General features: G+C 56.2%; 22 protein-coding genes. 18 read left to right on the top strand and 4 right to left on the bottom strand.

Going from position 1 to position 22,177, the window contains the following annotated elements:
• The first annotated feature begins 193 nt into the window (after positions 1-193).
• Entirely contained in the window at positions 194-2,812 is a 2,619-nt protein-coding gene (locus PT275_RS06645; protein WP_277153508.1) for a phosphomevalonate kinase, read from the top strand.
• 270 nt (positions 2,813-3,082) lie between these two features.
• Positions 3,083-3,652 (top strand): DNA-3-methyladenine glycosylase, encoded by a 570-nt coding sequence (locus tag PT275_RS06640; RefSeq protein ID WP_277153493.1) that lies wholly within the window; start codon positions 3,083-3,085, stop codon positions 3,650-3,652.
• Positions 3,653-3,662: 10 nt separating this feature from the next.
• On the opposite strand, the gene PT275_RS06635 is transcribed toward PT275_RS06640, so the two are convergent.
• Entirely contained in the window at positions 3,663-4,751 is a 1,089-nt protein-coding gene (locus PT275_RS06635; RefSeq protein ID WP_277153491.1) for a YwiC-like family protein, read from the bottom strand.
• Positions 4,752-4,954: 203 nt separating this feature from the next.
• Between PT275_RS06635 and PT275_RS06630 the strand changes: the two genes are divergently transcribed.
• Positions 4,955-5,104, top strand: coding sequence for a hypothetical protein (locus PT275_RS06630; protein WP_277153490.1), 150 nt, complete (start codon positions 4,955-4,957; stop codon positions 5,102-5,104).
• 26 nt (positions 5,105-5,130) lie between these two features.
• Here PT275_RS06630 and PT275_RS06625 read toward each other — a convergent pair whose 3' ends face one another.
• Positions 5,131-6,114 carry a ribokinase gene (locus PT275_RS06625; RefSeq protein ID WP_277153487.1) on the bottom strand — a complete coding sequence of 328 codons (984 nt, stop codon included), beginning with the start codon at positions 6,112-6,114 and terminating at the stop codon, positions 5,131-5,133.
• Positions 6,115-6,575: 461 nt separating this feature from the next.
• Entirely contained in the window at positions 6,576-7,589 is a 1,014-nt protein-coding gene (locus tag PT275_RS06620; RefSeq protein WP_277153485.1) for a ribose-phosphate diphosphokinase, read from the bottom strand.
• A gap of 755 nt (positions 7,590-8,344) precedes the next feature.
• Here PT275_RS06620 and PT275_RS06615 point away from each other — a divergent pair.
• The 5 genes from PT275_RS06615 to rplI all read left to right on the top strand — a co-directional run bounded on the left by PT275_RS06615 (position 8,345) and on the right by rplI (position 11,591).
• Positions 8,345-9,469 (top strand): hypothetical protein, encoded by a 1,125-nt coding sequence (locus PT275_RS06615; RefSeq protein WP_277153483.1) that lies wholly within the window; start codon positions 8,345-8,347, stop codon positions 9,467-9,469.
• A 269-nt stretch (positions 9,470-9,738) separates the two neighbouring features.
• Positions 9,739-10,035, top strand: coding sequence for a 30S ribosomal protein S6 (gene rpsF / locus PT275_RS06610; protein WP_277153481.1), 297 nt, complete (start codon positions 9,739-9,741; stop codon positions 10,033-10,035).
• A gap of 95 nt (positions 10,036-10,130) precedes the next feature.
• Complete coding sequence (locus PT275_RS06605; protein WP_277153478.1) at positions 10,131-10,793, top strand: single-stranded DNA-binding protein; 663 nt, start codon at positions 10,131-10,133, stop codon at positions 10,791-10,793.
• An 87-nt stretch (positions 10,794-10,880) separates the two neighbouring features.
• Complete coding sequence (gene rpsR, locus PT275_RS06600) at positions 10,881-11,129, top strand: 30S ribosomal protein S18 (protein WP_277153476.1); 249 nt, start codon at positions 10,881-10,883, stop codon at positions 11,127-11,129.
• Between the two features lie 15 nt (positions 11,130-11,144).
• The gene (rplI, locus tag PT275_RS06595; RefSeq protein ID WP_277153474.1) at positions 11,145-11,591 is read left to right on the top strand and encodes a 50S ribosomal protein L9; all 447 of its coding nucleotides are present in this window, start codon (positions 11,145-11,147) and stop codon (positions 11,589-11,591) included.
• Between the two features lie 246 nt (positions 11,592-11,837).
• On the opposite strand, the gene PT275_RS06590 is transcribed toward rplI, so the two are convergent.
• Entirely contained in the window at positions 11,838-12,581 is a 744-nt protein-coding gene (locus PT275_RS06590) for a glucose 1-dehydrogenase (protein WP_277153472.1), read from the bottom strand.
• A 384-nt stretch (positions 12,582-12,965) separates the two neighbouring features.
• Here PT275_RS06590 and PT275_RS06585 point away from each other — a divergent pair, with 384 nt between their 5' ends.
• The 10 genes from PT275_RS06585 (at position 12,966) to ptsP (ending at position 21,916) form a co-directional block, all read left to right on the top strand.
• Positions 12,966-14,384 (top strand): MFS transporter, encoded by a 1,419-nt coding sequence (locus PT275_RS06585; protein WP_277153470.1) that lies wholly within the window; start codon positions 12,966-12,968, stop codon positions 14,382-14,384.
• A gap of 386 nt (positions 14,385-14,770) precedes the next feature.
• Complete coding sequence (locus PT275_RS06580; RefSeq protein ID WP_277153468.1) at positions 14,771-16,270, top strand: PRD domain-containing protein; 1,500 nt, start codon at positions 14,771-14,773, stop codon at positions 16,268-16,270.
• Positions 16,267-16,716, top strand: coding sequence for a PTS sugar transporter subunit IIA (locus tag PT275_RS06575; RefSeq protein ID WP_277153466.1), 450 nt, complete (start codon positions 16,267-16,269; stop codon positions 16,714-16,716). The genes PT275_RS06580 and PT275_RS06575 overlap by 4 nt, the downstream gene beginning before the upstream one ends.
• On the top strand, positions 16,710-16,955 hold the full coding sequence (locus tag PT275_RS06570; RefSeq protein WP_277153464.1) for a hypothetical protein: 246 nt from the start codon (positions 16,710-16,712) through the stop codon (positions 16,953-16,955). Before PT275_RS06575 ends, PT275_RS06570 begins: the two co-directional genes overlap by 7 nt.
• A gap of 13 nt (positions 16,956-16,968) precedes the next feature.
• A complete protein-coding gene (locus tag PT275_RS06565; protein ID WP_277153462.1) occupies positions 16,969-17,433 on the top strand; it encodes a fructose PTS transporter subunit IIA in 465 nt (154 codons plus the stop codon).
• Between the two features lie 164 nt (positions 17,434-17,597).
• Positions 17,598-17,909: a fructose PTS transporter subunit IIB gene (locus PT275_RS06560; protein WP_277153460.1), complete on the top strand. Its 312-nt coding sequence runs from the start codon at positions 17,598-17,600 to the stop codon at positions 17,907-17,909.
• Between the two features lie 21 nt (positions 17,910-17,930).
• Positions 17,931-19,055 (top strand): PTS fructose transporter subunit IIC, encoded by a 1,125-nt coding sequence (locus PT275_RS06555; RefSeq protein ID WP_277153458.1) that lies wholly within the window; start codon positions 17,931-17,933, stop codon positions 19,053-19,055.
• Positions 19,056-19,223: 168 nt separating this feature from the next.
• A complete protein-coding gene (alsE, locus tag PT275_RS06550) occupies positions 19,224-19,958 on the top strand; it encodes a D-allulose 6-phosphate 3-epimerase (RefSeq protein ID WP_277153456.1) in 735 nt (244 codons plus the stop codon).
• A 78-nt stretch (positions 19,959-20,036) separates the two neighbouring features.
• A complete protein-coding gene (locus tag PT275_RS06545) occupies positions 20,037-20,297 on the top strand; it encodes an HPr family phosphocarrier protein (protein ID WP_277153454.1) in 261 nt (86 codons plus the stop codon).
• Positions 20,297-21,916, top strand: a complete 1,620-nt coding sequence (ptsP, locus tag PT275_RS06540; protein ID WP_277153452.1) for a phosphoenolpyruvate--protein phosphotransferase — start codon at positions 20,297-20,299, stop codon at positions 21,914-21,916. The genes PT275_RS06545 and ptsP overlap by 1 nt, the downstream gene beginning before the upstream one ends.
• The last annotated feature ends 261 nt before the right edge of the window (positions 21,917-22,177 follow it).

Below are 22,177 nucleotides of genomic sequence, written 5' to 3'. Positions count from 1 at the left end.
CGCAGATTATCGGGGTATTTGGTGCAGAGTGTGCCCATGAGGTTCAACGACGTGCCGGTTACGTCTACATTGAGTAAGGATAGCTAGGTGCGTCGTGCGACCTGGGGAAAAGTATCACACGGTGATACTCAACGTAACGCGAAGGTCAAATTGCAACGTGCCCGCGATATGAGAGGGAAGGAACGGCATAACGATGAGCGATAAGCAGGCCCAGGAACCGAAAAGCAGCGTGGCAACGGCTCCTGGAAAGCTTTATATCGCCGGCGAATATGCCGTAGTCGAGCACGGCCACCCCGCGATTCTCGTTGCCGTCAACCGTCTGTTGACTGCTCGCATCACCGAGCACGAACAACCCCAGACTTTTGGTGTCGATCCGGTCGGCCGTATCCATTCCGCAGGTCATCCTGAGGCATCGGTTACATGGCGGCGTCGTGCGGGACGTGCGGTGCCCGATGTGGAGCAGCCGGGCGCCGCGTTCGTTCTTTCCGTCATCCACGCGGTTGAGGAATTGGCCCAGCAGCAAGGCAAGGACCTCAAAATCTACGACGTTAACATCGAAAGCGAACTTGACGACGCCTCCGGGCGCAAGTACGGCCTGGGCTCGTCGGCCGCGGTGACGGTGGCGATGATGAAGGCGCTGACGGCCTTCTATGGCCTTGAACTTGACCCGATGCAGCAATACAAACTGGCGTTCGTCTCGGCCAGCCGAGCACAGAAGGTCGGTTCCGGTGGCGATTTGGCGGCAAGCCTGTTCGGCGGCTGCATCCGCTTCACGGCGGTTGACCGGCAGTGGGTCACCAATCGCCTGCAGGATACTGCGTTGAGCGACCTGATTGACATGCCGTGGCCGGGATTGAGTATCGCGCGGCTTCAGACGTTCGGGGATGGATCCAGTCTGCGCCTGATGGTCGGATGGACCGGCAACCCCGCCTCCACGCCCTCGCTGGTAGGCCATGTCCAGCAGCAAAGCGCCGCCGAACACGAGCGGATGTATCAGGACTTTCTTAACGGCAGCGATGCCTGTGTGGATGCCTTGGCGCAAGCCTTGATCGGTAACGACGAGCAGGCCGTCATCGCCCGCGTGCGTGAGGCACGCAAGCTGTTGCAGGACCTGTCGTCATTTACGGGCGTGGTCATCGAAACGCCAGCCTTACGTGATTTGGTCGAAGTGGCCGAAAGCCATGGTGCCGCGGCAAAAAGTTCCGGTGCGGGCGGCGGCGACTGCGGCATCGCAATTGCCGGACCGACCGCCGATTGCGACGCCGTTACGCGCGGTTGGCAGGAGAAAAGCATCGTTCCGCTGGATTTATCGGTCCATGATCCACAGGTCGAGCTGGCCGATTGGACGGGTACCATTCCGGACATGTTCGGCGGAATTGCCGAAAGCATGCGCACCGAAGGAAATTTTTCGGAACGGGTTGGCGGTGGCGAGGCCACTGGCATTGATGGTATCGCCGATATCCCTCGTACCCGCGGTGTCAATGACGTTGACGGTGCTGGTATCGCTGGTTTTCGCGGTGCCGGTGTCGACGGTTCGGGAACGCAGAATCTGCCGCTCTCGAACGCCGTGGCAGGCCACATTTTCAACGAAGATTCGCGGGTTTCCGGGGCCGGATCGAACCGCAAGAACGACCACGTGCGTCTTGCGCTCGCCGAACACGGCGACGAGCAACGCAACGCTTTTGACGACCTCGCTTTCGTCCATCACAGCTTGGGCAGCGTCGATGTAGTCGAAGTGGACATGTCCACCGAAGTCTGCGACGCAAAATGGGACGTGCCGTTCTACATCAACGCGATGACGGGCGGATCAACCAAAACCGGAGCTATCAACGCTGCGTTCGCACGTGTCGCTGCCTCGACCGGTTTGACCATGGCCGCAGGATCACAATCCGTCGCCATTCGTAATTCCAAACTTGAACCAACGTTCACCACAATCCGTGAGCATAATCCGTCTGGCTTCGTTTTTGCCAATGTCGGGCTGTCGGCGAGCGTTGAAGACGCGCTGCAGGCCGTCAAGATGATTGGCGCTGATGCATTGCAGATCCACATCAATGCCGCCCAGGAGCTGGTGATGCCTGAGGGGTCGCGCGATTTTGAGGCGTGGCCGTCTCGCATCGCCGCCATCGTCAAGGCTTCGCCGGTGCCGGTGATGGTCAAGGAAGTCGGCTTCGGCATGAGCGCGCGAACCGTAGGACAGTTGGCCGAGTTGGGCGTTCGCACGGTCGACGTCAGCGGCAGGGGCGGCACTGATTTCGCGCGTATCGAGAACGCGCGGCGCGCAGGTCACGAGTACAGTTACATGGCCGGTTGGGGCCAGTCCACGGCGTTGTGCTTGCTTTCATTGATACCTGAAAAGTGTAATGCAGAAAACGTTAATAGCTCTCGCGACTTTGCATCTTGTTCCAGTGGAAGCGCAAATGGCGCCAAGCGACTTGACGCTGCCGGTGCTGGTTTGCGTGCGGATAGCGCGAATGAAACCGACCGCAGACAGAATTGTTCCAACGGAATCGACGTTACCGTACTCGCGTCCGGTGGTGTGCGCAACCCGCTTGACGTGGTCAAGTCGCTCGCGTTGGGCGCACAGGCTGTCGGTGTCTCCGGTCACTTCCTGCAAGTGCTGAGCGCCTCCGGAGAAGCCGGGCTGACCGTCGAAATCAACGGTTGGAAGGCTCAGGTGCGTTCGCTGATGGCCTTGCTTGGTGCGAAAACCGTCGCCGATTTGCGCGGCACGGATCTGCTGGTCACCGGCAAAACCGCCGAAGAGGCACATCTGCTGGGTGTCGACTTGTCAGCGCTTGCGCGACGTCAATAACCTGCCACAATCCGGTGTGTGTCATTCGCTTTGAAAAGTTCCGAATCATCCATTTCATTAATTCTTAATTTTTGGGGTATGTAGGCGCGCCAAGAGGCCCGTTTTCGGGAGATTCATGCTTAATATGCCCAAAATAGGGGTTCTTGGCGCGCCAAGTTGGCCATTTTTCGAAGATTGAAGGACAATTTGCCGTTTTTCGGGGTTCTTGGCGCGCCAAGAAGGGGCGATACCGCGACTTTTGAATTCTTGGGGATGGGCTTCAATGGAACCATGTTCCCTGATTTTTTGAGTGAGGACGCCGAAACCGTGGCGCAAGGGCTTCTCGGCTGTCTATTGATCCGTGAGATTGACGGCGAAACGCTGACTGTGCGCATCGTGGAAACCGAGGCCTACGACCAGCTTGACCCGGCGAGTCACACCTTCCATGGCAAAAGCGAGCGCAACCGCGCAATGTTCGGCCCGTCCGGTCATGCCTACATTTATTTGGTTTACGGCATGAACCTTTGCATGAACGTCACCGCGTTCGAGGAAGGCTTCGGCGCGGGCGCGCTGATTCGCGCCGCCGAACCGATGGACAGCAGAACCGTCGAAATCATCGAAAAGCGTCGCGGTGGCCGGCGTATCAAGGACTGCCTCAACGGACCCGGCAAGATCTGCAAGTCGCTTGGCATCACCATGGACCTCTACGGCCACGACCTGCGCAAGCCGCCGCTGAGCCTCGAAACTGGCTCCCTGCGCTCCTGCGAACACATTGAAACAACACAGCGCATTGGTATCAGCAAGGCCAAGGACCGCCCGCGACGCTTCGTCGTCGCCGGTAATCCCTATCTTTCACGCTGAATTCGAAAGTTCAGATCAGCACAAGTGCAATGACGACGAGGTTCATCACGCTCGTGGCGGCTTCGATCATGCCGATGTGCACAGGTTTCATGCGCTTATGCGTCAGCGGGAAAATCGTGGCCCGCAGCAGCAAAATGACGGTGGGAACGCCCCAAAGCAAAGTAGAGGCAAAAGTGCTGCGAGGCAGTGCGAGGCCGCTTGCCGCACGTAGCAGTGTCGGACTTGTGAAACCGAGCGCGACAAGCAAAACGTGATAGCCGATGGAGAGTGCATAATAACCGACGTGTCCATGTTCACGAATCATCGTCTTGACGAATAAGACTGAAGCATATTCGGTAAGGATAAACGCGAGTGCCGCGATGACGCCGGCTTTTGGCAACAGCGGCGAGCTGAAATAGTATTGTGCCAAGCCTGCGGAGTGCGGACCGGGCAAGGGATTGCTTTGATATACCGCCACGGCAGCTGGACTGTTCGGGTCTGTGGCAGCAGCGCTGTTGGGAGCCAAGACCGGCGACAGGCGTGACGTAAAGCGTTCGTGCGGCGCGGCGGGTACAAAGAATCGTGATCCAAGAGAGGCCGAAAGCAGGGCCATGCCTCCGGCTGCGATGACAGCGACGGCATTGCCCCACAGTGTGCGTTCGCTTCGCTTCCACGCGGCCCAGAACGACAGCACCGCCAAAACGGCGTAGGCCGGAATCCACCACAACAGTTTCGGGGCGAAAACGAAAACCGGAATGCCGACAATGGCGGTGATGATGAGGTAGACGGCCGCCGGCACGAAATAGATGGTTGAATGACGTTTCCGCACGTCCTTGGCTTCGTGCGCACGAACGCCCAGCCATCGAGCCGCGCTGAATTGGAAGCAATAACACAGCGTCCATGCCGCCGTCAGCCAGACATTGCGCCAGGAGACCCCGCCGACCACGATTCCTCCGATAGCCGGGAACAGCGCCATTGCCCAGGCCCCCGGTTGATCAGGCAGCCAGAGTTTTTGGTGATGGCGTTTGGAATGTTCTCGACGCTGAGCCGCGTTGTCATCCCTAGCCGTTCTGATCGTATGCTTTTTTGCGACTAAAGAATCAGATTTTGTCCCTATCATAATAATAAGAATATGCCGATTTTTTGTTTCTTTTCGATTTCACTGATTCGATAATTGTCTCGGTAGGGTCATAGGGAAATTCCATACACAGCTGCGATGTAAAGTCTGATTTGAAGCGCGGTAGATTAACAAAACGGCAGGGTCAGCACTCACCATGTACGACCCTGCCTGTCCGTGGATTAACCAGATTAATCTTTTTCTTCATGACTTCCGCTTTTCGTTATTGTGGCATCGCCTTTGATGGTGGCTTCGCACTGGCAAGTCAACAGCGGCGGCGGCACGCCATCGCACCATTCAAAGCTGACGAACCTATCGGTGAGAAGCCGCCGGAAATCAAGGCTGCGGGCCTTTAATGCGGCTTATTCATGTATAGGGTGTTTTATGCGTTCTGCTGGGTTGGACACGTGAAGAAATCCTTAATCTGCTTTGCGCTTCCGTACGAAGCCTGCGCACCATATCCGGTGGCGGCGTAGGCGGCCACGTAAGAAGCCAGTGACGCGGAGTCGCTGAGCGAAAAGCCCGAGGACAGGCCCGCAAGCAGGGTACCCATAAAGGCGTCGCCGCAACCGGTGGTGTCGACGGCGTTGATTTTTGCGGCGTCGACGTGGTAAGTGTGATCCTTTTCAATGATGATCGCACCGTCAGCGCCGAGGGTGACGACGGCCTGTTTGAAGCCGAAATCGTGCATGACATGGGCGATGTAATTCCAGTCCATCCCCAGCCAGTCGTCGTTCTTGGGTTCGGCGATGTTGAGCAGTTGCGCCATCTCGTGTTCGTTGACCAGAAGGATGTCCGAGTATGCGATGAGCTCGTTTGGCAGCTTGTCGGTGAAGGGGGAGTCGTTCAAAAGCACCTTGATCCCCGCGTCGTGGCACATTTTCGCCGTAGCGGTGACGGTTTCGATCGGGCTTTCCAGGCACAGGCCAAGCACCGATGACTTGAGCAGCACGTCTTTCCGGCTTTCGATGTAGTCGACGCTGACGGTTGCGTTGGAACCGGCCGAATAGACGATGGTGTTTTCGCCGTTGTCGTCGACGGTGATCACGGTCGTGCCGCTGGCGCCGTCGGCGCGGCGGACGTGCGTTGTGTCCACGCCGGCGTCATTGAGCTTGCCGAGCAGGAAGTCGGCGTTGGCGTCGCTCCCCACGGCCCCGAACATACTGACGCTCGCGCCGATTCGCGCGGCCGCCGCAGCCTGGTTGCCCGACTTGCCGCCTGGAAGGATGCGCAGCGGGCCTCCGGCAATGGTTTCGCCGGGTTTTGGCAGGCGCTTGGCGGTGACGGTATAGTCCGCGTTCATTGATCCCACAATGCTGATTGAACCGGAAATGCGATCAAGCATGGATATGGTATTCGCGTTCATATTGTCCTCGTTTCGCAGCGATGCAGTAACTCGAAGATTTAAAAGCTACTATAGAGGATGAAACGTTTTATCAAAGAAGTCAAATCAGATTTTCCTCGGCCAGGATTCCGTTTCTGAGTTCGTCACCCCGGCTCAGGCTGAATCGCTGTGGTCCTGGCTGATTCTCCGGCCCCGGCTAATCGCCCCGGATCCCAGCTGAAACCGTCGTTCTCCCACCTATAGCGGCAGGAAATGAACGAAAATTGTTACTTTACTGTCCCAATCGTGCTTTGATGGGTTCACAACGGGAGAAAATGAACAAGAATCCGTGTGTTTTTGCCTTAATCCTGCCGTAATCGATTTTGACAACAGGAAATGAACGAAAAATATGTTGGGAATGGTCATTTCCTGCCGTCATCAGCGGTGATGGTGAGAGCGTGGACGGCGTGGTGCTTTCGCGCGTAGATGTTTACGCGGCGTCTTCACGCGTAGATGTTGCGCGGGTGCATGTCCTCGGGCAGCCCGTCCATGAGGCCCGAAACCGATTCCGACTCGAAGACCGAGCGGATGCCGGCGGCCAGCAGCGGCGCGATGGAGAGCACGGTCATGTTCGGCAGACGCTTTTCCTCGGGCACCGGCACGGTGTCCATCAACACGATTTCGCGAGCGCCACAGCCCTTGAGCCGTTCGACGGCGGGACCAGACAAGAGCCCGTGAGTGGCGACCAGCGTCACGGATTTTGCGCCGGCCTCGCGTAGCGTGCGCACGGCTTCGCAGATGGTGCCGGCGGTGTCGATCATGTCGTCGACGACCACGCAGTCGCGTCCGCGCACCTCGCCGATGATGCCGTGGGCCACGGCGTGGTTCGGACGGGTGACGTCGCGGGTCTTGTGAATGAAGGCCAGCGGCAACCCGCCGAGCTTGGCCGCCCAGCGTTCCGAAACCTTGATGCGTCCCGCGTCAGGGGAAACGATGGTCGCGTTGTCGAGCGGCATCGAGTTCTTGACGTAATCGAGCAGCACCGGCATCGCGGTCAGATGGTCGACGGGACCATCGAAGAAACCCTGCTCCTGCGAGGCGTGCAGGTCGACAGTCATGATGCGGTTGGCGCCGGCCGCCTGGAAGAGATCGAACATCAGGCGGGCGGTGATGGGCTCGCGGCCCAGGCCCTTCTTGTCCTGGCGCGAATAGCCGAGGAACGGGGCGACGACGGTGATGGAACGGGCCGATGCGCGCTTCAGGGCGTCGATCATCAAAAGCTGTTCCATAATCCACTTGTTGATGGGGTCGGTATGCGATTGCAGCACGAAAACGTCGGCACCGCGCACCGGTTCGGTATAGCGCACGTACATCTCGCCGTTCGCAAAGTCGTAGGCAGTGGTTTCAAGCGGCACCGTGCCGAGGCATTCCGCCGTGGCCTCGGCCTGCTCGGGATACGCCCGACCTGTCACCAATGCCAGTCGTTTTTTGGGCTTACCATCGAGAATTGCCGACATATCTCGCCTTCCAATACATTGACCTTATGCCCGAATTGTTAGCCCGACACACAGACGTCGAACCCAATAGGGCAAGGATGAATTATAAGAAACCTCTCCTATGATACAGCCGCCCCCGCGCAAATCCGTAGTGGCGGGTTGGACGCGGATTCTGGAACTTACGATCACGTTTGGCATCACGTCGATCTGCGCTTTGACAGTCGCTGACATATCGCTTTTCGCAGTAGACAAATACCGTGGTAAACCATCATTTTTAAGATAAATAAATAGTCGCATTCTACCGAGTTCATTGACGTTTAGATTGAGTGGTAGAAAACAGTAGGGATTTTTCGCGTCGCGAAAGCATGAGATATTCAGAGGAAAAAACGGATGAGGGATTCCTTACTGAATGAGCCTGAAACCCTGGTTGCAAAAGGAGAAGACAGCAAATCGTATTCGTTGGAATTTCAACAAATTTCTCTGTCATTTCCTGTTTTTGCAGGCACAGTCACTTCTTGGGGTAAGTGAGCATTCATAGACGGTATCATGGTTATAAACAAAAGGGAGAAAAAGAGAATGCATCGTTGCAATAAGTACGGAAGCATGGTGCAGGACGGTGACGCGTTCTGCAAAGCGGGTGGAGAGCTGCAGAACCAGGTGTCGTGAACGAAATCGTCCGACATGCGGCATTGCCCGAACTGCGGGGTTTCGGTGACGGAAGACATGGGTTTTGCGGGGAACGCTGAAAATGATATTTCGGTCGGTAATGGTGTTGTATGACTTTGGATCCCGGGGATAGACTGGTTAACGAAAAGAATCCGATAGTTGAGAAGAGAGGATTTATGAAAGGTTTTCGCGTTAGAAAAATCATGGTGGCGATTTGCGGTGTGGCATTGCTGATGGGATTGTCTGCTTGTGGACAGACAAAAAATACATCGCAGAGCGATGGAACAAAGAGTCCTACTACATCATCTCAACAGAAGCAAGAGAAGCCGATGAAACCGACCGTCCTGTCCAAGTATCTTAACAGTGGGCGATCTATCTGGTTCATTGGCGACAAGCCGACCAAGAACTCGTTTATACGAGTGGTACTGGTATTCGAAAAAGGGAAGGTGACGACTTATGATGTCAATCCCTCTGAGTTCACATATGCAAGTCTTCGTGGCATGAGTGATAATGAGCTGCTGCCTAAGTTGAAAAGTTCGGCACGTGAAGAGTTCGCTCAACAAAACAAAAAGCGTGAGGATGATGTCAATAAGACTATACAGAGTCTTGAGCGGGAGATAAATGATCCAAACGAAAAGGCGTGTGTTGCCGTTGGAGATCAGCAGGACTATGACCTGTATGGGGCCCATTACGAGGCAAGTGCTGCCGATCCCGGTTGTAAACGAGAACTGTCTGATTTGAAAGTCTCACTGACCAATATTGAGATGAGCAAATTCAAGAATCCGGAGCCACAACCTTTTAGTCTGTCCATTACTACCGATGACACTGGCAATACGACAACCTATGAGACGTTGCATTTTACTGCTAATCAGTTGCTTTTTACACATGATGGCAAGCTACGTGAAGATGATGGCGACAAAAAGGATACCGATCACCATAGTTACGGAATGTTTACTAATAAGGAGGGAGACGAGTGCCCTGACAGTGGCATATGCAGAAAAGGCCAAGCCTTTTATGACACTCCTAAGTGGAAACAGGGAGATCGGGTGATGGGATTTGCTGGTGCCAGTGGAGCCTATCCCGTGTACGATAAGACATTCTATGGGTTCTACAATAGCAAAGACAAGAGCGAGGATGATCGTACTTATGCTCTTCAGATGCTGAGTAAAGGACAATCATTTACTATGCCGTCGTTCGATGGCCCTGACTCCAAGGGAGTGAAGATCGATAGCTGATACTCTCATGGTTTGATTGTGTTAAGTTGTGACAATTAGGTTGACTAGATCTGTGGTTTGCAGTAAGCGTCGGTGGATGCCCGAATTGGGGGGAATGTTTTCTCCCGATTTCGTTTCTTGATTTCAACAGGAATTCCGATTCTCTGTCGCAACCCGCCCGTAATATAGAAAAGCTATGTCTGGCGCGGGTTTTGCGCCTTGAGATGGCACGCATACACACTCCTGTCGCGGAAAGACCGCGGCCGACTTTAGTCCGAAGGAGGTGGGTGATGTCTGCACACAAATATGAACTGATGTTCATCGCCGATCCGGAGCTTGACGAACGAGCCCTGAAGAAGCTGACCGATGAGTACATGGAAATCGTCACCAAAGAGGGCGGTTCCGTTTCCGACCCTGATATCTGGGGACGCCGCAAGCTTGCCTATGAGATCGATGGCAAGACCGAAGGCAACTACGTCGTGGTCAACTACAGCTGCGAGCCGGCAACAAACGATGAGCTGGACCGCGTCCTGAACCTGAACGAGTCCGTCATTCGCACGAAGATTCTTCGCAAGGATGTCAAGTAAGCCCGTATTGGGAAATATTAAAATTTAGTCTATTTGCTTTTTGCTTCTCTCTGAATCATAGAGAGAACGCCAAAAACTGTTGAGGAAGGCACGTCATGGCAGCAGGAGATACGGTTATCACGATCGTCGGCAACCTGACCGCCGACCCGGAGCTGCGCACGATCGGCAGCGGGGCATCGGTGGCGAGTTTCACGATTGCTTCGACGCCGCGTACGTTCAATCGTCAGACGAACCAGTGGGAGGACGGCAACGCCCTCTTTATGCGTTGTTCGGCGTGGCGGGATATGGCGGATCATTGTGCGTCGTCGCTTTCCAAGGGCATGCGCGTGATTGCGCAGGGCCGTTTGCAGCAGCGTTCGTACACCGCCAATGACGGGAGCAACCGCACAGTCGTGGAGATGACGGTCGACGAGATCGGACCGTCCCTTCGCTATGCCACCGCACAGGTGCAGCGCCAGTCCTCCGCTTCTTCCAATGGCGGGTTCCAGGGTGGTTCCCGCAACAACGGAGGCTATAACGGCGGCTCCAACAATGGCGGCGGTTATAGCGGTGGCGGTTACAGTGCCGGTGGCAATGGCGGCTATCAGGGTGGCGCAGGCTACTCCGGTGGCGCATCGGCCGCGCCGCAACAGCAAGGCGGCCAATCCCAGGCTACCGGAACCGATCCGTGGAGCAGTTCCGCGAATTCCGGCGACGAATTCTCGACCTTTGGAGCCAGTTCCGATTTCGGCGCGGGTTCCGATGAGCCGGAGTTCTAGCGGTAACGTTTCCAGGCACGTTAGCGTGCCAGTAAAGTTCAAAAGCAAGATATAGACGTTTTAAACAAGTGTTAAGGAGACATTGATATGTCACGTAAAAGGCCAAAACCACCAGTCAAGCCGTTTAAGAAAAAGCCGAACCCGCTGAAGGCTGCGAAGATCACCGAGATTGATTACAAGGACACTGCGTTGCTGCGCAAGTTCATCTCCGATCGCGGCAAGATCCGTTCGCGTCGCATCACCGGCGTGAGTATTCAGGAGCAGCGTGAGATTTCTCGCGCCATCAAGAACGCGCGCGAGATGGCTCTGCTGCCGTACGCCACCAACGGCCGCTGATAGGAGGCAAGAACAATGGCTGAAACTAAGGTTATTCTTACCAAGTCCGTTCCGAACCTCGGTCACTCCGGTGACGTCGTCGAGGTCAAGTCCGGCTATGCACGCAACTACCTGATTCCGCAAGGCCTCGCCTTCGCGTGGAGCAAGGGTGCCGCTTCCCAGATTGAAGCGATGAAGCGCGCAAGGCTCGCCAAGTCCGTGGCCACCCGTGAGGACGCCGTGGCCGCCAAGACCGCCATCGACGGCACCGTTGTCGAATTGAGCGCCAAGGTTTCCGAGTCCGGCAAGCTGTTCGGTGGCATTTCCACCATGGACATCGCTTCCGCTCTTGAGTCCAAGGCTGCTGTCGATCCGAAGGCGATCAAAGTCGAGACCATCAAGACCACCGGCGAATTCCCCGCCACCGTGGCCCTGCACCCCGAAATCTCCGCGAACTTCACCGTCAAGGTCGTCGCCGAGTAATTTTCGGTTTGTATGTATAGCGGTTTAGAAACCGCAAGCTTAAGCAAGGAAAATCCCGCCGCATGTCAAATCGTGCAGGCGGGATTTTTCGTATCCGAACTAGGGCGTTTCTGCCTCGAAGAGTGATAAACCGGAATTCTTGGCTTTAAAATCGGTTTTCTGCCATGAGATATGCGGAACCCTACCGTAACGGAAAGCTGCGGTAGGGTTCCGCGACAACAGTGAAACAGTGATTTCAAACCACAATCATTGAGCGATGTAGCCGCCATCGACCACGAATTCGGAACCGGTTGCGAACTTGGACTCGTCGCTGGCCAGGAAAACAGCCATGTAGGCGATGTCATTCGGGTCGCCGAGGTGACCCAACGGGGTCTTCGCTTCCTCAAGTTTCACCAAATCGGGAGTGACGTCGACCATAGGGGTGTGGATGTATCCGGGATGGATGGTGTTGACGCGGATGTCGTACTTCTTCTCCGCACAGTACAGCGCCGCGGACTTGCTCATGATGCGCACGCCACCCTTGGTGAAGTCGTAGGCGAGGTTGAATGATTCGCCGATGAAGCCTTCGATCGAGTCCATGTTGATGATCGAACCGCCGCCGTAGTTCTTGATGTTTCGGATGCCGTGTTTGGTTCCGAGCATCATGCCGGTGCCGTTGATGGCCACGACCTTGTTCCACTGTTCAAGCGGGATGTCCTCGATGTTATTGCCGATGGCGATACCGGCGTTGTTGACTACGACGTTGACCTTGCCGAACCTTGCGATAACGGCCTTGAACGCCGCCTCCCACTGGTCTTCCTGGGTCACGTCGAGCGTGACGAACATCGCATTGTCGCCGATCTGTGCCGCGATTTTTTCGCCGGTATCTGCATTGATATCGGCAAGTGCCACTTGTGCGCCCTCGTCGACGAATTTCTTGGCGATGGCAAGTCCGATTCCGGAAGCGCCTCCGGTAATCAATGCGACTTTGCCATCAAGACGATCTACCATGATCTAACCTCCTCATTGTATGGTTATTGCACATTTAGTCTATCACTTGAGGAATTTTTATATCCAATTATCATAATTTTGCGCAAATTGATTGATGCTTTCCGATAATGGATTGTTCTTTTAAATGAACTATCAGTATTTTTGATATTTTTAAAATTTCCAAAGCGTTTTTGAATCCTACCGGAATGTCTGCGGGTAAAAGTCGGGAATGTGTGTCGCCTCTCAGACTTCATTAGCCTCATTGAACACACAAATGTTTTGAAGTGATAACGATACTTGGCGTATAATGGATAAGTTGCGCGTTCGGGGGGTCGGGACGCGCCGACTATTTGTCACACCCTTCAATGCCAAATTGCGGCAGAAGTATGTTGAGGTTTAACGAATTTGCAAGAAGAACGTGTTTCCACACAGACAAAACTATCCATCGCCGCGGCGGCCCTGCTTTCATTCACCGGTATCCTTACGGAGACCTCGCTGAACGTCACTTTCCCGACGATGACCCGCGAATTCGGCCTGCCGCTTTCGACCATCCAGCTGCTGACTTCCGGCTACCTGTTGATGGTCACCATCGTCATGAGCACGTCATCGTTCCTGCTCAAGCGTTTCGACGCTCGTCTGCTCTTCCGTTGCGCCGTTATCGTCAGCCTTGTCGGTACGGTGCTGTGCTGCCTGCCCCTGAATTACTGGCTGTTGCTGCTCGGCCGCCTGCTTCAGGCCGCGGCCACCGGCGTCTCCACGCCGTTGATGATCCACGTCATCCTTTCCCTTGTTCCGGTGAGCCGACGCGGCGCCTACATCGGCGTCGCCAATATGGTCACGTCGTTCGCACCCGCGCTCGGGCCCACCTACGGCGGTCTGATCAATTACTACTTCTCTTGGCGCATCATCTTCGTATTCACCTTGCCGCTGCTTGTCGTGGCCTGGGCACTTGGCGAAGGCAATCTGAGGCTTAAGGCCGAAGGGGCGAGCGAATCCTTCGACGGCATCGGGCTGGTGCTGCTGAGCTTCTTCATGTTGAGCTTCACCGAAATTTTCGACCAGTTTGGCGCCAACGGCGGTTGGTCGTACAAGGTCGGCATCGCCATCTGCGTGGCGGCGGTCCTGCTGGCGCTGTTCGTCTGGCGGTGCCTGAGCTTCAAGTCCCCGCTGCTCAACCTGCGCCTGTTCAAGAAGCCGATCGTGGCCCTTCGTGGCGCCAACTATTCCATCCTGCAGTTCATCAACATCGGCAGCTCGTTCCTGCTGCCGGTTTTCGCCGAGAACTTCCTTGGCATCAATTCGCTGGCCGCCGGCTTGATGCTGCTGCCCGGCTCGTTGCTCGGCGCATTCATCGCCCCGTTCGTCGGCAGGCTTTACGACCGCCGCGGCCCGACGCTGGTGCTGCTGGTCTCCAATATCTCGCTGATTATCGGCGCGAGCGCCCTATGGGCCTTGACTGGCAAGGCGACCGTCGTGATTCTGACGCTGCTCTATATGTTCATGCGCGCCGGCTTCAACTTCGGTTACGGCAACACGATGTCGGATGCCAGCAAATTCGTTTCGGGAGAGCAGCAGACCGATTTCAACTCGCTGTTCAATGTGCTGCAGCAGTACGCCGGGTCGCTGGGGACCACGGTGCTTTCGGCGTCGCTTTCGTTGAGCGAGGCCCACATTCCACACGATGCCAAGGCGGCGTCCGCGGCGGGCGCGACCAACGCCTTCGGCCTGGTGATTGTGCTTGCACTGGTGGCGCTATGCATTACATTAATCTCCATCAAGATTCGCAAGGATCCTAAGGTGGAAATGCAGCAGGTCGAAGTCTGACCGCTGATTTCGCCCGGATTGCAGGCTCGTCGCGTTTTGTTTTCCTCAAATTGACCCCGTGCCCCGTCCGTTCTCGCTGGCTGTCGGCAGCAAGTAAGTAAAAAGTGGTCATTACAGATGCCGGACAGACTCGCAATTCGACAATTCGACAATTTATTTAGACATATCTGTTTATGTCGAATATAAATCATGCATTATCATATTTTCCGCATGATTTAAAGCCTTTACGCTTCCACCTCACCCAAAAATAATTGGTTACTATATACCCTCATGCCCATTTTGGGTTATGGGGGAATTGTCCGTTAGCTACGGACTCACTTGTGCACGTCAAGCCGGAGTTTCCCCGCCCTGTTTCATTAGCATCGGACGAGTAAGGAGGCGTGGCGATGACGACTGACAGCAAAAAGCATCTTATCGAATATCTGTTGAACCGGCGAACATTCGTTTCGGGCACCGAACTGTCGGCCATGCTCGGCGTCTCCACCAAAACCGTGACGCGACTGGTCTCACAGATCAACGAACGCTACTCAGGCGAGGGCGTGATGGTTGAATCCGTGCGCGGGCGTGGTTACCGGCTTAATTACCGCCATTATTTCGAGCACAAGCAGGCTGATGCCAAGCGGTTCGAGCGCGTCGGCAAGCTCACGCCGGTCGAGCGTCGGGACGAAGTGCTCAAGCGCCTGTTGATGACCTCGCCGCAACGCTACCGTATCTGCGAGCTGTGGGGGAAATTCTATATCAGTGATTCCGCCATCGCCTCTGATATGAAAACCCTGCGGGACATCCTTTCACGATTCGCGCTTTCGTTGGAACACGTCAACGACTACGTCTGGGTTTCGGGCGTGGAAAAAAACGTCCGTAAAGCCATCACCGATCTGCTGTTTGACGACGACAACGTGGAAGAGAGCGGCAGGTTCATGCAGCCCGACCAGCGCATCCACCAGCGCGACGCGGCGTTCGTCTCCCATCAGCTCGACCTGATCGAGGACCTGACCCGCGCCGAAATTCCGTACCCTTACAGTGTCAACCTGTTCACTCACCTTTACATCCTGATCGAACGGCACCGCAAGGTCGGTCTGCTTGCCGAAGACGGTTTCAGTGCGCAGGCGCAAGAGGATTTCGCCAAGCATCCGAAAATGGCGGATGTGTGCCGCAAGATCATCGGCAATCTCGATACATATCTCGACACGGAACTTCCGGAAATCGAAACGTATTACCTTTATCAATATCTCACCTCATCGAGAATCGATAATGGACTGGCGCGTTCGCAGGACATCCCCGACAAGGTGCGCGAGGTCACACGCTATCTCATTGACGAAGTGACAGCGGATCCCGGCTACAGCAACATCGAATGCGATGAGCTTTACTCGAATCTTGCCAAGCATATGAAACCGTTGCTCAACAGGCTCACCAATGGCATCAAGGTGAAGAACAACCTGCTTGAGCAGATACGGCTGGAGTATCCGCGGCTTTTCGACGTGGTCAAGCAGGCGACAAAGCGTATGGCCGAGCATTTCGGGCTGGCAGCGATCGATGACGAGGAAGTCGGTTTCATCGTCGTCTATTTCGCACAGGCGTTGGAAAGCCAGCAGACGCCGGTCAATATCCTTTTGGTCTGCACCACGGGATTGGGCACTGCACAGCTGTTGCAATCGAAAATCGAGCGTCGCTTCTCGCAATTTAACATCGTCATGACGGTGGCCACCAAAGATCTGGAAACTGCGCTTGAAGAGCACCCGGAAGTCGACCTGGTGATTTCCACCGTCAACCTCGCGGACACAATCGGCGTGCCGACACTTGTGGTCAGTGCCATGCTCACCCTCGAGGACCAGGAACGTATGGAGCGCAAGGCCGACACGATCCGTCGAAAGGCGGTGCTGCGATGAAGTGCCTGATCGAATGGGAGCCGTCGGACGTTTTATCCATTTGTGATAAGCCGTTGTTGTTCGCCTGGTTTGCGGACTTTGCGTGGCAAAAAGGACTGGTTGCGGAACGTAAGAATGTGGCCGCGTTGCTGGTAAGCCGCGAATACGCAGGGGAGACCCTGCTTGCTCCGACCCTTGCGAATCCGCATATCCAGAGCGATTCGGTGGTTGAGACCGCAATGGTGTTCCTCAAGCTCAAGCGGGTCTGTACAGGGTGGCAGGGGCCGGCAGCCGTCGACCGTGTGCTTTTCACGCTGATACCCGGCGATCCTGTCGCCTCCGATATCGAGCCGTTGAAGGACCTGTACCACCGGCTTGCCTGTGACGAGGCCATGCGAAAAATCGCTACCGGTCCGCTTTCGGACGTCGAAGACGTGCTGAGGCCTGATGGGGATTCCGGATGGTGATGAAACACAAAACGAAACGTTCGTCGTTTTCGCAAGCGATCGACCCAACCAAACGTCGCCCATCACTTGACGGGCGGCCAACCAGCGAACCAATCCGAACCAATCCGAACCAATCTAAACCAATCCAAACCAATCCAAACCAATCCAAACCAATCCAAACCAACAACCGACCGGCTGGCAATCAACCACCGGCAACCGGCAACCGGCTTGCATTCAAACAACCAGCAACCAATGAATGAAGGGAAAACAGCAGTGGAGACTTTATCACTGAATGAGGCACTCGACCGCGGGACGATCGTCACCGATTTCCATGCGGACAGCAAGGAAGCGGTGTTCCGCGAGCTTTCGCAGCGCCTGTGCGACAACGGCTATATCGCCTCCGTCGACGAGTTCGTCAAGGCGATCTATGAGCGTGAGACGCAAGGGGCCACCGGCATCGGCGAGCATGTCGCCATTCCCCATGGCCGCAGCGAAACCGTGAGGAAGAACGGCATCGCCATCGCCATTCTGCACGACGAAATCGAGTGGGAATCGCTTGACGACACCGGCGCCAAAGTCGTGGTGCTTTTCGCCGTCGGGGCCGACGATGCCGGCAGCAAGCGCCACCTGCAGCTGCTTTCGATGCTCGCCCGCAAGCTCGGCAAGGAAGAGGTCGTTTCGGCCCTGCTCAAGGCCGCAAGCGTGGACGACGTCATCACGGCACTGACCCAGGACTAGAAAACCGGAAACCGGAAACCGAAGCGCAGGGTTATGTACCTTAGCCGGCGGTTCGAATACCGGTTTTAAAGACTTGAAGGGCCGGGCAACAGAGCAAGGCCCGAATCAAGAAAGCAATATCAATGATCATCATCGATGATCGCTGAAATCACAAGGAGAACAACATGAAGATTGTTGGAGTGACCGCGTGCACGATCGGTATCGCGCACACCTACCTCGCCCAGCAGAAACTCGAGGACGCCGCCAAGGCCGCCGGGGACGAGATCAAGATCGAGACCCAGGGCACCATCGGCATCGAGAACGCCTTGACGCAGGAAGAGATCGACGACGCCGACATCGCCATCCTCGCGGTGGACGTCAAGATTTCCGGCGAAGAGCGTTTCAAAGGCCATAAAGTCGTCAAGGTTTCTACCGAGACCGCGATCAAGTCCCCGAAGAAGCTCATCGCCAAGATGCATGAGATCGCAGGAAAGTAAAAGGGATCAGGAAAGTCAATTATGAAGGATTTTTGGAAAAAAGCTAATTTCAAGGGTCACCTGCTGACCGCCATCTCGTACATGATCCCGATCGTGTGCGGCGCCGGCTTCATCATCGCCATCGGCATGGCGTTCGGCGGCAAGGCGCAGGACACGCTGGTCATCGGCAAGTTCGATTTCTTCCAGGCGCTCGCGACCTTGGGTGGCAAGGCGCTTGGCCTGCTGCCGGTCATCATCGCCGTCGGCATCGCCTTCTCGATTGCCGGTAAGCCCGGCATCGCCCCCGGTTTCGTCACCGGCCTCGCGGCCGTGGCCATCAGCGCCGGCTTCATCGGCGGCATCATCGGCGGTTACATCGCCGGCTGGCTCGCCTTCGCGGTCTTGAAGTATTTCAAGGTCCCCAACTGGGCCAAGGGCCTGATGCCGACACTGATCGTGCCGTTCATTGCATCGCTGTTGAGCGGCCTGTTGATGGTCTACGTCATCGGCACGCCGGTTTCGTGGTTCACCGACTGGCTCACCAACCTCCTGAAGAGCCTCAACGGCGCTTCCAACCTCGCGCTCGGCGCGGTCATCGGCGGCCTGTCCATCGTCGATTTCGGCGGCCCGATCAACAAGACCGTATTCGCCTTTGCGTTGACCCTGCAGGCGCAGGGCATCAACGGTCCGGTCACCGCCCTGCAGCTGACCAACACTGCGACCCCGATCGGTTTCGGTTTCGCCTATCTCGTCGCCAAGCTCTTCCGCAAGAACATCTACACGCATGAAGAGGTGGAGACCCTGAAGTCCGCCGTGCCGATGGGCGTGGTCAACATCGTCGAGGGCTCCATCCCGATCGTCATGAACGACATCGTCCGTGGCATCGTCGCCGCTGCCTGTGGTGGTGTGTGTGAAGGCGCGATTTTGATGTCGCTGACCGGCGGGGAAGGCGCGACGGTTCCGTTCGGTGGCTTCCTGATGCTGCCTACCATGGGCAAGAACTGGTGGGTCGGCCTCTTGGCCATCGCCGCCAACGTCCTGGTCACCGGCGTCGTCTACGCGCTCATCAAGAAGAATCTCACCCCGGAGGAAGTCGCGGGCATCACCGCGGGTGCCAACGAGGAAGAGGAAGAGCTCGATCTGGACGATATCCAGATCAGCAACTGAGCCGCGGATCGTCAATCGCGGTCGGCCGGCGTAAGTCGGCCGTCGCATGGTCGGTTACCGGCCCGCAGCCAAATGGCGGGTGGCCGGTAACCGGCCGGTACACGTCGCAAAACAACCAGCGGTCGAACAAAGCGCCGGTCTCATTATCGGAAGGTAATAAACATAGTAATGACAGAGACATTGAACACCACACGCAAGATCCAGCTGGCACCATCGCTGATGACGATGGACTTGGACCAGTTCAAGGAACAGGTCACGTTCCTGAACGACAAGGTCAACGCCTACCACATCGACATCATGGACGGTCATTTCGTGCCGAATATTTCTTTGTCGCCGTGGTTCCTTGAAGAGGTGCGCAAGATTTCGGACGTGCCGATGGACGCCCACCTCATGGTGACCGATGCCGAGTTTTGGGTCGACCAGCTTATCGCAATCAAATGCGAGCGCATCAACATGCCCTCCGAAGTGATCAATGGCAAGGCGTTCAGCCTGATCAAGAAGATCCATGACGCCGGCCTCAAAGCCGGAGTCGTACTTAACCCGGAGACGCCGATCAGCGCGATCATGTCCTATATCGACCAGCTCGACAGCGTCATGATCATGACCATCGATCCCGGTTTCGCCGGCCAGCCGTTCCTCAAATCTACGCTGGACAAGATCGTCGAACTTCGTCACCTACGCGAGGAAAAGGGCTACAGCTACGAGATCGAGATGGATGGTTCCACCAACCTCAAGCACTGGAAGATGATTTCCGATGCGGCTCCCGACATCTACGTCATCGGTCGTAGCGGCCTCTTCGGGCTCACCGACAACATCGAGAATTCCTGGAACCAGATGGTTTCCGAGTACGAGCAGTCGACCGGCTTCCGTTTCGACACGGGCCGTTTCGTCTCGAAAAACTGAACGATTCACATTCGGGCCGGCTCTGGTATTGGCGCTGATAAGCCAATATTGGCACCGGCTCCCGTTAGGAGAATAATTATGGCAACCTCATTCACTTTTACCGTAACTGACCCCGAAGGCATGCATGCACGTCCGGCGGGCAAAGTCGTTGAAAAAGCGCAAAGTTATCAGTCTTCGATAACGCTGACCGACGGCGACAAAACCGTTGATGCCAAGCGCATTTTCGGCGTCATGGGACTCGGCGCCAAGTGCGGCGACACCATCACCGTAAACATCGACGGTGAGGATGAAGCCACCGCTTTCGTCGAGTTTGAACAATTCCTTAAGGAGAATCTGTGATGCGCAAGATCCAGGGAACTGGCGTTTCCGCAGGGGTCGCCATCGGCACCATCCATGTGCTCGCGTCCGGAGACGGGTCGGTCGAGCGCCGCGTGGTCAGCGATCCGGCGGCGGAAGTCGAGCGCTTCCGCGCCGCCCGCGATACCGCCATCGATCAGCTCGGCAAGCTGCGCGACAAGACCGCCGCCGAACTGGGCGAAGGCAAGGCCGAACTCTTTGACGCCCACCGCCTCATGCTCAAAGACCCCGACTATGTGGAGAGCATCGAAGGGATGATCACCACCTCCAAGGTCAACGCGGAATTCGCCGTCAACGGCACCGCCGAGCAGTTCGCCGCGATGTTCGCCGCGATGAACGACTCGTATATGCAGGCCCGCGCCTCGGACGTGCGTGACGTCTCCAAGCGCGTCATCACGATTCTCGAAGGCCGCGACACCGCCGAAACCGATCCGGACGACCCGCATATCATCGCGGCCGACGACCTCACCCCGAGCGAAACGGTACAGCTCGACCGATCCAAGGTTTTGGGCTTCGTCACCGCCAAGGGTTCCGCCAACTCGCATACCGCGATTCTGGCCCGCACCATGGGTCTGCCCGCGGTCATCGGTTTGGGCAAGGATTTCGACCCGGAGGACGACGGCAAGATGGCCATTGTCGACGGTTCGGCCGGTCTCGTGCTGGTCGATCCCGACGAAGAGAGCCTCCAGTCCTATCAGGACAAGAAGAAGGGCTACGAGGATCATCTTCGCCTGCTGCAGGAGCTTAAGGGCAAGCCTACGCAGACCAAGGAGGGACAGACCGTCCGCCTTTACGCGAACATCGGACGCCCTTCCGACGTCACCTCGGTTCTGGCCAACGATGCCGAGGGCATCGGCCTCTATCGCAGCGAGTTCCTTTACCTTGAGAGCGAGGACTTCCCGACTGAGGACTTCCAGTTCGAGGCCTACAAGGAAGTCGCCCAGAAGATGGGGGACCGCCTGGTCATCATCCGCACCCTCGATATCGGAGCGGACAAGCAGGTCGGTTACTTCAACCTGAAGCACGAGGACAATCCCGCGCTTGGCTACCGCGCCATCCGCATCTGCCTGACGCAACCGGAGATCTTCAAGGTCCAGCTGCGTGCGTTGCTTCGCGCTTCGGCTTTCGGCAACCTCGCCATCATGCTGCCGATGATCACTTCGGTGGCCGAGGTCTGCGACGCCAAGAAGATCATCGACGAGGTCAAGGTCGAACTGCGCAGCGAAGACATCGCTTTCAATGACGGCATCAACGTCGGCATTATGGTGGAGACTCCGGCCTCCGTCGTGATGGCGCCGGAGCTGGCGAAGGAAGTCGATTTCTTCTCCATCGGCACCAACGACCTGACCCAGTACACCCTGGCCTGCGACCGACAGAACCCCAATCTCACGCGTTTCGCCGACCCGCATTCGCCGGCCGTGCTGCGCATGATCAAGATGACCGTCGACGCCGCGCACGCCGCCGGCATCTGGTGCGGCATTTGCGGCGAGCTCGGTGCCGATTTGGATTTGACCGAAACGTTCCTCGAGCATGGCCTGGACGAGCTGTCGGTTTCCCCGACCAGCGTCCTGCCGCTGAGGGAGGCGATACGCGAGCGCTGATTTGCGGCTGATTCCGCGAGTCTGACGCTTAAGACAAACCACCTTTCATCTGACATGTTGGCGTGAGGCCGTCCCGTTTCGTTACGGGTACGGCCTCACGTTTTTTGTTCGGTCTTGTCGATTGAGCCGCCGTATTTATTCGCTTCCCTGTTATCGCTTGGTTGCATTGCCGGTAAAAGTAAAGTCAATCCACTGTAAACCCTTTCTAACAAAAGCTCACCTAATGCGAGGAACATCACATGGTCAGTTACATCACATTTG

The sequence above is a fragment of the Bifidobacterium sp. ESL0745 genome (assembly GCF_029433335.1).
In the GTDB taxonomy this organism is placed as follows: Bacteria; Actinomycetota; Actinomycetes; order Actinomycetales; family Bifidobacteriaceae; genus Bifidobacterium.
The sequence above is the reverse complement of the archived record's forward strand: the minus strand, read 5'-3'. Positions and strand labels throughout refer to the sequence as shown.

Excerpts from the sequence above, each read along its gene's own strand:
- PT275_RS06570 (WP_277153464.1), top strand. The coding sequence starts at position 16,710 with ATGGTGATGAAACACAAAACGAAACGTTCGTCGTTTTCGCAAGCGATC.
- rpsR (WP_277153476.1), top strand. The coding sequence starts at position 10,881 with ATGTCACGTAAAAGGCCAAAACCACCAGTCAAGCCGTTTAAGAAAAAG.
- PT275_RS06640 (WP_277153493.1), top strand. The coding sequence starts at position 3,083 with ATGTTCCCTGATTTTTTGAGTGAGGACGCCGAAACCGTGGCGCAAGGG.
- alsE (WP_277153456.1), top strand. The coding sequence starts at position 19,224 with ATGACAGAGACATTGAACACCACACGCAAGATCCAGCTGGCACCATCG.
- PT275_RS06575 (WP_277153466.1), top strand. The coding sequence starts at position 16,267 with ATGAAGTGCCTGATCGAATGGGAGCCGTCGGACGTTTTATCCATTTGT.
- PT275_RS06580 (WP_277153468.1), top strand. The coding sequence starts at position 14,771 with ATGACGACTGACAGCAAAAAGCATCTTATCGAATATCTGTTGAACCGG.
- PT275_RS06555 (WP_277153458.1), top strand. The coding sequence starts at position 17,931 with ATGAAGGATTTTTGGAAAAAAGCTAATTTCAAGGGTCACCTGCTGACC.
- PT275_RS06635 (WP_277153491.1), bottom strand. The coding sequence starts at position 4,751 with ATGATAGGGACAAAATCTGATTCTTTAGTCGCAAAAAAGCATACGATC.
- PT275_RS06620 (WP_277153485.1), bottom strand. The coding sequence starts at position 7,589 with ATGTCGGCAATTCTCGATGGTAAGCCCAAAAAACGACTGGCATTGGTG.
- PT275_RS06545 (WP_277153454.1), top strand. The coding sequence starts at position 20,037 with ATGGCAACCTCATTCACTTTTACCGTAACTGACCCCGAAGGCATGCAT.
- rplI (WP_277153474.1), top strand. The coding sequence starts at position 11,145 with ATGGCTGAAACTAAGGTTATTCTTACCAAGTCCGTTCCGAACCTCGGT.
- rpsF (WP_277153481.1), top strand. The coding sequence starts at position 9,739 with ATGTCTGCACACAAATATGAACTGATGTTCATCGCCGATCCGGAGCTT.
- PT275_RS06630 (WP_277153490.1), top strand. The coding sequence starts at position 4,955 with ATGACTTCCGCTTTTCGTTATTGTGGCATCGCCTTTGATGGTGGCTTC.
- PT275_RS06615 (WP_277153483.1), top strand. The coding sequence starts at position 8,345 with ATGACTTTGGATCCCGGGGATAGACTGGTTAACGAAAAGAATCCGATA.
- PT275_RS06560 (WP_277153460.1), top strand. The coding sequence starts at position 17,598 with ATGAAGATTGTTGGAGTGACCGCGTGCACGATCGGTATCGCGCACACC.
- PT275_RS06605 (WP_277153478.1), top strand. The coding sequence starts at position 10,131 with ATGGCAGCAGGAGATACGGTTATCACGATCGTCGGCAACCTGACCGCC.
- PT275_RS06625 (WP_277153487.1), bottom strand. The coding sequence starts at position 6,114 with ATGAACGCGAATACCATATCCATGCTTGATCGCATTTCCGGTTCAATC.
- PT275_RS06645 (WP_277153508.1), top strand. The coding sequence starts at position 194 with ATGAGCGATAAGCAGGCCCAGGAACCGAAAAGCAGCGTGGCAACGGCT.
- ptsP (WP_277153452.1), top strand. The coding sequence starts at position 20,297 with ATGCGCAAGATCCAGGGAACTGGCGTTTCCGCAGGGGTCGCCATCGGC.
- PT275_RS06590 (WP_277153472.1), bottom strand. The coding sequence starts at position 12,581 with ATGGTAGATCGTCTTGATGGCAAAGTCGCATTGATTACCGGAGGCGCT.